1 rRNA gene is annotated in these 383 nt (G+C 39.9%); it reads right to left on the minus strand.

Annotated elements, in window-relative coordinates:
* Positions 1-383 (minus strand): 16S ribosomal RNA (locus CQA49_RS09855); the annotation flags it as partial.

The following is a 383-nucleotide window of genomic DNA, read 5'->3' on the forward strand; positions in this document are numbered from 1 at the left end:
AGTGTGTCCGATCACCCTCTCAGGCCGGATACCCGTCATAGCCTTGGTGAGCCATTACCTCACCAACAAGCTGATAGGACATAGACCAATCTCATAGCGTAAGCATTCAAAAATACCCTCTAAACTATTTTTATAAACTCATCTAGCACTATAATTGCTTTGTAAGATTCTAAGGCATTTATTATTATAAACTTATAGAATCTTACTTAACACTTACAGCACTTTATAAGCTTCTAAAAACACTTTAAAGGGCATTTTTGAATGCCACTTTCCCCCGTAGGGAGTATCCAGTATTAATCACCGTTTCCAGTGGCTATCCCAGACTATGAGGCATGTTATCTATGCATTACTCACCCGTGCGCCACTAATCCACTTCTAGCAAG

It is taken from the genome of Helicobacter sp. MIT 00-7814 (assembly GCF_003364115.1).
Taxonomy (GTDB): Bacteria; Campylobacterota; Campylobacteria; order Campylobacterales; family Helicobacteraceae; genus Helicobacter_F.